We start from the raw sequence: 8,625 nt of genomic DNA, 5'->3' as shown, positions 1-8,625 counted from the left end.
GCGGCCGGGCGCGGCCGGGCGGCGCCGCGGCCCGGGCCGGCCGTTGCGCTATCGGCCGATGATGAGGCTCATCGCCTCGGCCCGGGTCGCCGGGTCGCGCAGCTGGCCGCGGACGCACGAGGTGATGGTCTTGGCGCCGGGCTTGCGGATGCCGCGCATCGACATGCACATGTGCTCGCACTCGACCACGACGATCGCCCCGCGCGGCTCCAGGATCCGCATCAACGCGTCGGCCACCTGGCTGGTCAGCCGCTCCTGCACCTGGGGGCGGCGGGCGTAGACGTCGACCAGCCGGGCCAGCTTGGACAGGCCGGTGATCTTGCCGCTGGCGGACGGGATGTACCCGACGTGCGCCACGCCGCGGAACGGCACCAGGTGGTGCTCGCAGACGGACGTCAGCTCGATGTCCTTCACGAGCACCATCTCGTCGTGCCCGAGGTCGAAGGTGGTGGTGAGGACGTCCTCGGGCTCCTGCCAGAGGCCCGCGAATATCTCCTTGTAGGCGCGCGCGACCCGGGCCGGGGTCTCCAGCAGCCCCTCGCGGTCCGGGTCCTCACCCACGGCGAGCAACAGCTCGCGGATGGCGTTCTCGGCCCGCTTCTGGTCGAAGGTCCCGACGGTGGGTGGACCGTCGAGCGTCACCGGGTCGATCATGCGGGCCTCGCTTACTTGGGACGACTTTGCTGAACAGCACGGATGCCGCGTCTCCAGGGTACAAACCCCGGTGACGCGGCATCCATTCCGTACGGTGCGCGGGATCAGCCCTCGGCGGGCGGCTCCGCGCTCGGCAGCGGCGGGAGCTTCACGATGTCCACCGGGGCGGTGTCGATCGCGGCGGCGCCGTTGGTGAGCGCCAGCTCCTTCGGGGACTGCACCGGAGGCCGGGTGGACGGCGTGCGACGGGACGAGCCCGTCCAGGCCGGCCGGGCCGGGCGCCGGACGATCGTGGCGAAGATCTCCGCGATCTGCTCCTTGTTCAGGGTCTCCTTCTCCAGGAGCTCCAGAACCAGGTTGTCGAGCACGTCGCGGTTCTCGACCAGGATCTCCCAGGCCTCGTTGTGCGCGTTCTCGATGAGCTTCTTGACCTCTTCGTCCACCAGCCCGGCGACCTCTTCCGAGTAGTCGCGCTGGTGGCCCATCTCACGGCCCAGGAACGGCTCCGCGTTGTCCGAGCCGAACTTGATGGCGCCGAGCCGCTCGGTCATGCCGTACTGGGTCACCATGGCCCGGGCGGTGGCGGTGGCCTTCTCGATGTCGTTCGACGCACCGGTGGTCGGGTCGTGGAAGACCAGCTCCTCCGCCGCGCGCCCGCCCAGCATGTAGGCCAGCTGGTCGAGCATCTCGTTGCGGGTGGTGGAGTACTTGTCCTCGTCCGGCAGCACCATCGTGTAGCCGAGGGCCCGGCCGCGCGAGAGGATCGTGATCTTGTGCACCGGGTCGCTGTTGGGGCACGCCGCCGCCACCAGGGCGTGGCCGCCCTCGTGGTACGCGGTGATCTTCTTCTCCCGCTCGGACATGATCCGAGTGCGCTTCTGCGGACCGGCCACGACGCGGTCGATCGCCTCGTCCAGGATGCCGTTGTCGATCAGCTTCTTGTCCGAACGGGCCGTCAGCAGAGCGGCCTCGTTGAGGACGTTCGACAGGTCCGCGCCGGTGAAGCCGGGGGTGCGCTTGGCGACGGCCGAGAGGTCGACGTCGGGCGCGATCGGCTTGCCCTTCTGGTGCACCTTGAGGATGTCCAGCCGGCCCTGGAGGTCGGGGCGCTCGACCGAGATCTGACGGTCGAAGCGGCCCGGGCGCAGCAGCGCCGGGTCCAGGATGTCGGGGCGGTTGGTGGCCGCGATCAGGATCACGCCACCCTTGACGTCGAAGCCGTCCATCTCGACCAGCAGCTGGTTGAGGGTCTGCTCGCGCTCGTCGTGACCGCCGCCCAGACCCGCACCGCGGTGCCGGCCGACGGCGTCGATCTCGTCGACGAAGACGATCGCCGGGGCGTTCGCCTTGGCCTGCTCGAAGAGGTCGCGGACGCGGCTGGCGCCGACACCCACGAACATCTCGACGAAGTCCGAGCCGGAGATCGAGTAGAACGGCACCCCGGCCTCGCCCGCGACGGCACGCGCCAGCAGGGTCTTGCCGGTACCGGGCGGGCCGTAGAGCAGCACACCCTTGGGGATCTTGGCGCCGACGGCCTGGAACTTGGCCGGCTCCTGGAGGAACTCCTTGATCTCGTGGAGCTCCTCGACCGCCTCGTCGGCGCCCGCGACGTCCGCGAAGGTCGTCTTCGGGGTGTCCTTGGTGAGCAGCTTGGCCTTGGACTTGCCGAACTGCATGACCCGGGAGCCGCCGCCCTGCATCTGATTCATCAGGAACAGGAAGACCAGGACGATGATGACGATCGGGAGCATCGACAGCAGCAGGCTGACGAAGGTGCTCTGCTTCTCGGGGCTGATGGTGTAGCCCTCGGCGAGCGTGCTCTGGTCGTTGTCGTTGATCTGGGCCTGGAGCTTGTCGGCGATCGCAACACCCTGGTCGCCGATGTACGAGGCCTGGAACTTGCTGCCGGACGGCGTCTTGCCGGTACCGGCGTTGGACAGCGTGGCGCCGTCCTTCAGCTGGATCTTGATGGTGTTCGAGTCACCAGTGGTGATCTGCGCCGACTTGACCTGCTTCGCGTCGATCGCCGCGACGACCTGACCGGTGTCCACCGTCTTGTAGCCGTTCGAATCCGAAACGACCTGCATCAAGACGATGACGGCGAGGACGGCCAGCACGATCCACATGATCGGCGCACGGAAGTATCGCTTGACGTCCATCCATGCGGGGCGTTGCCGCCCCGTCCCTCCTGCCACTCAGCGGCGCCGCGGGCTGGGTGCCGCCGGCGCATCCTGGTCGGTGCTCATGTGAAGAGCGGTTTTAATGGACCGTACCGCAGTCACACCCGCGCATGGCGGGAGCGCAGCGACACGGCCGTCGTTCTTGGTCCCCCCGGTCCAACGGGCGGGAACCGGCTCCTGTTCCCATCCGTAGCCCGAACGGAGTCCTCAGCCCCCGTAGACGTGCGGGGCGAGCGTCCCGATGAAGGGCAGGTTACGCAGCTTCTCCGCGTAGTCCAGGCCGTAGCCGACCACGAACTCGTTCGGAATGTCGAAACCGACGTACTTCACGTCGATCTCGACCTTGGCCGCGTCCGGCTTGCGCAGCAGGGCGCAGACCTCCAGCGAGGCCGGGCCGCGCGAGCTCAGGTTGCCCAGCAGCCAGGACAGGGTCAGACCGGAGTCGATGATGTCCTCGACGATCAGGACGTCCCGGCCGGCGATGTCGGTGTCCAGGTCCTTCAGGATGCGGACCACGCCGGAGGACTTGGTGCCCATGCCGTAGGAGGACACCGCCATCCAGTCCATGGTGACCTGCGAGTGCAGGGCCCGGGCCAGGTCGGCCATGACCATCACAGCCCCCTTGAGGACGCCGACGATCAGCAGGTCCTTGCCTGCGTAGTCCCGGTCGATGCGCTCGGCCAGCTCCAGGAGCTTGGCGTCGATCTCGTCCTTGCTGATGAGCACCTTCGCGAGGTCAGCGCCCATGTCGTTCTGGTCCACCGGGGATACGTCCTCAAACGTTCGGGGTCTGTGTGGCCGGCGGCCGACTACCCCGGGACATGCCCGCCCGTCAGTCGCCCTGCCGCCGAAAGACCAGCGTGCCACACCTGCGGGTGGCCTCGACGCCCCCGGGTAGGTGCAGCGGCCCCTGGCCGCGCCATCCGGTGACCAGCAGGTCGATCGTCTCCAGGTGCCGCGCGAACAGGTCCCCGGCCGGGCAGCCCGCCCGCAGCGCGGCCCGGCGCAGCACCCGGCGGCGGACCGCGGGCGGGAGTTCGGCGAGTTTCACGGCGTCCAGGGCGCCCTCACCCGTCCGGAGGTCGCGTTCGGCCAGGGAGGCCCACTGGTCGAGGGCGTCCGCGTCGTCGCGGAACAGCCGGGCGGTGCGGGCCAGCGCCTCGACCACCCCGCCGCCCAGGTGCTTCTCCAGCACCGGCAGCACCTCGTGCCGGACCCGGGAGCGGGTGTAGGCGGGATCACAGTTGTGCGGGTCGTCCCAGACCGGGATCGCCTGGGCGGAGCAGGCCTGCCGGGTGGCCGCCCGGTCCAGCTCCAGCAGCGGGCGGCGGTAGCGGCCCTTCTGCGCCGGCATCCCGGCCAGCGAGCGGGAGCCCGAACCGCGCGCCAGGCCCAGCAACACCGTCTCGGCCTGGTCGTCCCGGGTGTGGCCGAGCAGCACCGCGACCGCGCCGAGCCGTTCGGCGGCCGCGTCCAGGGCCGCGTAGCGGGCGTCCCGGGCGGCGGCCTCCGGGCCGCCGGACCGGCCGACGCGCACCGGGATCGCCTCGACCGGGTCCAGGCCGAGCGAGCGCAGCCGTTCGGCCACCTGGGCGGCCCGGTCGGCGGAGCCGGGCTGCAGGCCGTGGTCCACGGTGACGGCGCCGACCCGCAGGCCGATCTTGGGGGCTTCGAAGGCGGCGGCGATGGCCAGCGCCATCGAGTCGGCGCCGCCGCTGACGGCGACCAGCACCAGCGGCGAGCCGGGGGCGGCCGGGGTCCGGGGCAGTCCGGACGGGTGCCGGGCGGCGTTGCCGATCAGGGTGGTGCCGACGGCGGCGCCCACCAGGGGCGCCCCGGCCGGGCGCTCGCGGGGCTCGCGCACGGGCGCGGTGAAGGTGGTACCGGCCTCGGCGGCGAGGTCGGTGAGCGTGCGGCGGACGGCCAGGCGTATCGCTGCGACTGCGGGGTGTGGACCCACGGCGGACGACTCCTCGACGGAGGGGACAGGACGGCGGCTCGCGCGGCTGGGCCGCGCAGCTTCATGAGCGCCCTGTTACCGGGCGCTCACAGATGGTGGCAGAAAGGAGCACCCCGCTACGCCACCCGCGCCACCGGTACGACCACCGTCCCACGTTCGGGTGAATGGAGAAACGTATCTTCACCCTCCGGCTGCCCGATTGGACCACTCGTACGAGCGGGTTTGACCACCACCGACCACCGCGCGGCGCTTGGGGTCCGAGCCCCGTCCGCGCCCGCCTCAGCGGGCGACGCGGGCGACCCAGGAGGCCGGATCGTGGATCTCCTCCTTGGTCGGCAGCGTGTTCGGGGAGGTCCAGACCCGGTTGAAGCCCTCCATGCCGACCTGCTCCACCACCCCGCGCACGAACACCGCGCCGTCCTGGTACTGGCGCAGCTTCGCGTCCATGCCGAGCAGCCGGCGCAACAGCAGGTCGAGCCGGTTCGCCCCACGGTCCCGGCGCTGCTGGAACTTCTCCCGGATCTCCGCCACCGTCGGCACCACCGCCGGGCCGACCCCGTCCATCACCACGTCCGCGTGGCCCTCCAGCAGCGACATCACCGCCGTCAGCCGGCCCAGGATCTCGCGCTGCGCCGGCGACTGGACGACCTCCATCAGCCCCGCCGACGGCACGCCCTCCCGGCCCCCGACACCCGGCAGCCCGCCGCCGAGCGAACCCGCCGCGTCCCGCAGCCGGTCCAGCAGGGCGCCCGGATCCACATCCGTCTCCGCCAGGAAGGACTGCACCTCGGACTGGATGTGGTCGCGCAGCCACGGCACCGCGGTGAACTGCGTCCGGTGCGTCTCCTCGTGCAGGCAGACCCAGAGCCGGAAGTCGGACGGGTCGACGTCCAGCTCCCGCTCGACGTGCACGATGTTCGGCGCCACCAGCAGCAGCCGGCCCGGCCCCGGGCCCTCCGGCCCCAGCCGCGGCTTGTCGAACAGCGCCGCCGGGCTGTCCGGGGCCTCCAGCGAAGGCTCCGCCGGGGCGAAGGTCTCGTACTGGCCGAGCACCTTCCCGGCCAGGAACGCCAGCAGCGCGCCCACCTCGATGCCGGTGGCCTTCTCCCCCACCGCGCCGAACACCCCCGCCGTCGGGCTGCTCGCCCGGCGCGCCTGGAGCTTCTCCACCAGCGGCTGGACCACCGTGCGGAAGCCGGCCACGTTCGCCCGCACCCAGCCCGGGCGGTCCACCACCAGCACCGGCGTCGCGGTGGCCGCCGTCAGGCTGCTCGACCGCATCCCCGTGAACGCCCGGACGTGCTCCTCGGCCTCCAGCGCGTGCCGGCGCAGTTCGGCGACCACGGCCGCCGCCTCCGCCCGACTCACCTCCGGCCCCGGCCGCACCAACCTGGTCGCGGTTGCGACCGCGAGATTCCAGTCGACCATGCCAGCACCGCCACTCGCGCTCGTCATGCCCTCACCGTACGTGCTCCCACCCACCAGCGGCAGCCACCCGCGACGAACACCCTCACCCCGCCCTCGGCGGGGCCTGGGCGCGGGCGCGGGCGGGTCAGCGGCAGCCGCAGGTGGCGAGACGGGCGGCGATGCGGTCCATGGCGGCGCGGGCGGTGTCGGCGGGGGCCGTGGTGCGGGTCATGACGGCGAAGGCCAGAAGGCGGCCGTCGGCGTCGACGACGGTGCCGGCGAGGGTGTTGACGCCGCTGAGGGTGCCGGTCTTGGCGCGGATCAGGCCGGCCGCGGCGGCGGCGCCCGAACCGCTCCCGTAGCGCTTGCCGAGGGTGCCGGTGAAGCCGGCGATGGGCAGGCCGGTGAGGACCGGGCGCAGGGCCGGGTGCTGGTCGGAGGCGGCCAGGGCGAGGAGTTGGACGAGGACGGCCGGCGGGACGGCGTTGCCCGGGTGCAGTCCGCTGCCGTCGTTCAGGGACACGCCCGTCATCGGCACGCCGAGCTTGGCGAGTTCCCGGGTGACGGCGGTGGCGGCGCCCTCTAAGCTGGCCGGCTGGCCTGCGGCGAGGGCCGCCTGACGGGCCATCGCCTCGGCGAGCTGGTTGTCGGAGGTGGTGAGCATGCGCTCGACCAGCCGGGCGACGGTCGGCGAGTCCACCCGGCCGAGGACGGTGGCGGCGGGGGCGGCCGGGGCGGCGGCGGGCTTGGCCGTGCCGTCGACGGTGACGCCCTGGGCCTTGAGCAGGGCGGCGAAGCTCTCGGCGGCCTTCCCGGCCGGGTCGGCGACCCGGGCCGGCGCCTCGTCGCGGCTCTTGGGGTCCACCCTGCCCTCGTCGGCCATCAGCGGGACGACCAGGGCGATGTTCTGCGCGTCGTGGTTCTTGTGCTGCGGATTGCCCGCGTACATCGACAGGTCGTAGTCGAGCTTGACGGTGGTGGTGCCGGCGGCCTTGAGGGCGGCGGCGGTCTGCCGGGCCAGGGCGTCGAGCGAGGCGGGGGCGGTGTCGGCATCGGCCGCCTGACCACCGATCTGGACCTGGTCGGCGGGCAGCGCGGTGAGCGTCGGGTCGCCGCCGCCGACCAGGGTGATCGTGCCGGGGTCCGCGCCCCGGACCACCCGGGTGGTCAGCCGGGTGTCGCCGGGGATCAGCGACAGGACCGCGATCGCGGTGGCCAGCTTGGTGGTGGAGGCGGGGGTGCCCGGGGTGTTCTCGCCGGAGCCGTACAGGAGTTGACCGCCGGCGGCGTCCGCGACGGCGAAGGTGACGGTGCCGAGGCTCTTGTCGGCGACGACGGCGGCGAGCGCCTGCTGGAGGCCCTGGGCGGTGGGTGCGGCGGCGGAGCCGCCGGCCTCGACGGTGGCCAGGACGGCGCCGGGGGCGGGGGCCGGGCGGGCGCCGCCACCCGGGGCGGGGGTGGAGCCGGTGGGGCCCGTGGAGCCGGTGCCGCTGGGCGTGGAGCCGGCGGCGGTGCCGGGGGCGGTGGGCTGTTCGCCCGGGCGGGTGGCCGGGGTGTCGCCCGACCCGGGCTTGCCGTCGCCCCTCCCCCGGCCGCCCTTCCCACCGTCGCGGCCGTCCCGGCCGTCCCGGCCGTCGCCCCGGCCGTCGCCCTCGCCGTGCTCGGTGCTGTGGCCGCCGGGGCCCGGGGAGGGCTGCGCGTACGCTCCGCCCGAGGTCAGGACCGTTCCGGCGACCAGCAGGGCCGCTCCGAACAGTCCGGCGGCCGTCCCCCTGCGGCGGCGCGCCGCCCCGACCCCTGTTCCCACCGACCGGCCCCTTTCCCGAGCACTCACTCCCGTAGGAGACACTTGGATTCTGTCAGTCCCTACCTTGGAGGAACCGTTGGAATTCGACGTCCTTATCGAAATCCCGAAGGGCTCTCGTAACAAGTACGAGGTCGACCACGAGAGCGGCCGGCTGCGGCTCGACCGGATGCTCTTCACCTCGACCCGCTACCCGGCCGACTACGGCTACGTGGAGGGCACGCTCGGCGAGGACGGCGACCCGCTGGACGCGCTGGTGATCCTGGACGAGCCGACCTTCCCGGGTTGCCTCATCAAGTGCCGCGCCATCGGCATGTTCCAGATGACCGACGAGGCCGGCGGCGACGACAAGCTGCTGTGCGTTCCGGCCACCGACCCGCGCTGGGAGCACCTGCGGGACATCCACCACGTGTCGGAGTTCGACCGTCTGGAGATCCAGCACTTCTTCGAGGTCTACAAGGACCTGGAGCCCGGCAAGTCCGTCGAGGGCGCCAACTGGGTCGGCCGCGCCGAGGCCGAGGCCGAGGTCACCGCTTCGATCAAGCGTCTGGCGGAGCAGGGCGGTCACTGAGCCGTCGTTCCGATCTCGTTCGATCAGATCGTTCTGAGCAGTTCGAGGT

At 72.3% G+C, this 8,625-nt stretch carries 7 protein-coding genes; 1 reads left to right on the top strand and 6 read right to left on the bottom strand.

The annotated features are described in order from the left end of the window. Positions 1–48 precede the first annotated feature (48 nt). The 6 genes from folE to dacB form a co-directional block, all read right to left on the bottom strand. A complete protein-coding gene (gene folE, locus ACFV6I_RS33415; protein WP_063348250.1) occupies positions 49–654 on the bottom strand; it encodes a GTP cyclohydrolase I FolE in 606 nt (201 codons plus the stop codon). A gap of 104 nt (positions 655–758) precedes the next feature. After that, positions 759–2,813, bottom strand: a complete 2,055-nt coding sequence (ftsH, locus tag ACFV6I_RS33410) for an ATP-dependent zinc metalloprotease FtsH (RefSeq protein WP_063348251.1) — start codon at positions 2,811–2,813, stop codon at positions 759–761. 228 nt (positions 2,814–3,041) lie between these two features. Next, the gene (hpt, locus tag ACFV6I_RS33405; protein WP_063348252.1) at positions 3,042–3,596 is read right to left on the bottom strand and encodes a hypoxanthine phosphoribosyltransferase; all 555 of its coding nucleotides are present in this window, start codon (positions 3,594–3,596) and stop codon (positions 3,042–3,044) included. A 70-nt stretch (positions 3,597–3,666) separates the two neighbouring features. Continuing rightward, entirely contained in the window at positions 3,667–4,794 is a 1,128-nt protein-coding gene (gene tilS, locus ACFV6I_RS33400) for a tRNA lysidine(34) synthetase TilS (RefSeq protein WP_363376734.1), read from the bottom strand. Between the two features lie 279 nt (positions 4,795–5,073). Next, positions 5,074–6,249, bottom strand: a complete 1,176-nt coding sequence (locus ACFV6I_RS33395) for a zinc-dependent metalloprotease (protein WP_063348254.1) — start codon at positions 6,247–6,249, stop codon at positions 5,074–5,076. A gap of 97 nt (positions 6,250–6,346) precedes the next feature. After that, positions 6,347–8,008 (bottom strand): D-alanyl-D-alanine carboxypeptidase/D-alanyl-D-alanine-endopeptidase, encoded by a 1,662-nt coding sequence (gene dacB / locus ACFV6I_RS33390; protein WP_380429421.1) that lies wholly within the window; start codon positions 8,006–8,008, stop codon positions 6,347–6,349. 76 nt (positions 8,009–8,084) lie between these two features. Here dacB and ACFV6I_RS33385 point away from each other — a divergent pair, with 76 nt between their 5' ends. Beyond that, complete coding sequence (locus tag ACFV6I_RS33385; RefSeq protein WP_063348256.1) at positions 8,085–8,576, top strand: inorganic diphosphatase; 492 nt, start codon at positions 8,085–8,087, stop codon at positions 8,574–8,576. Positions 8,577–8,625: the final 49 nt, after the last annotated feature.

This window comes from Kitasatospora sp. NPDC059803, assembly GCF_042732255.1.
In the GTDB taxonomy this organism is placed as follows: domain Bacteria; phylum Actinomycetota; class Actinomycetes; order Streptomycetales; family Streptomycetaceae; genus Kitasatospora.
Note: the sequence above shows the minus strand (reverse complement) of the source record. Positions and strands in the feature narration are given on the sequence as shown.

Coding starts and splice junctions, on each gene's coding strand:
- ACFV6I_RS33395 (WP_063348254.1), bottom strand. CDS start 6,249: ATGACGAGCGCGAGTGGCGGTGCTGGCATGGTCGACTGGAATCTCGCG.
- folE (WP_063348250.1), bottom strand. CDS start 654: ATGATCGACCCGGTGACGCTCGACGGTCCACCCACCGTCGGGACCTTC.
- ftsH (WP_063348251.1), bottom strand. CDS start 2,813: ATGGACGTCAAGCGATACTTCCGTGCGCCGATCATGTGGATCGTGCTG.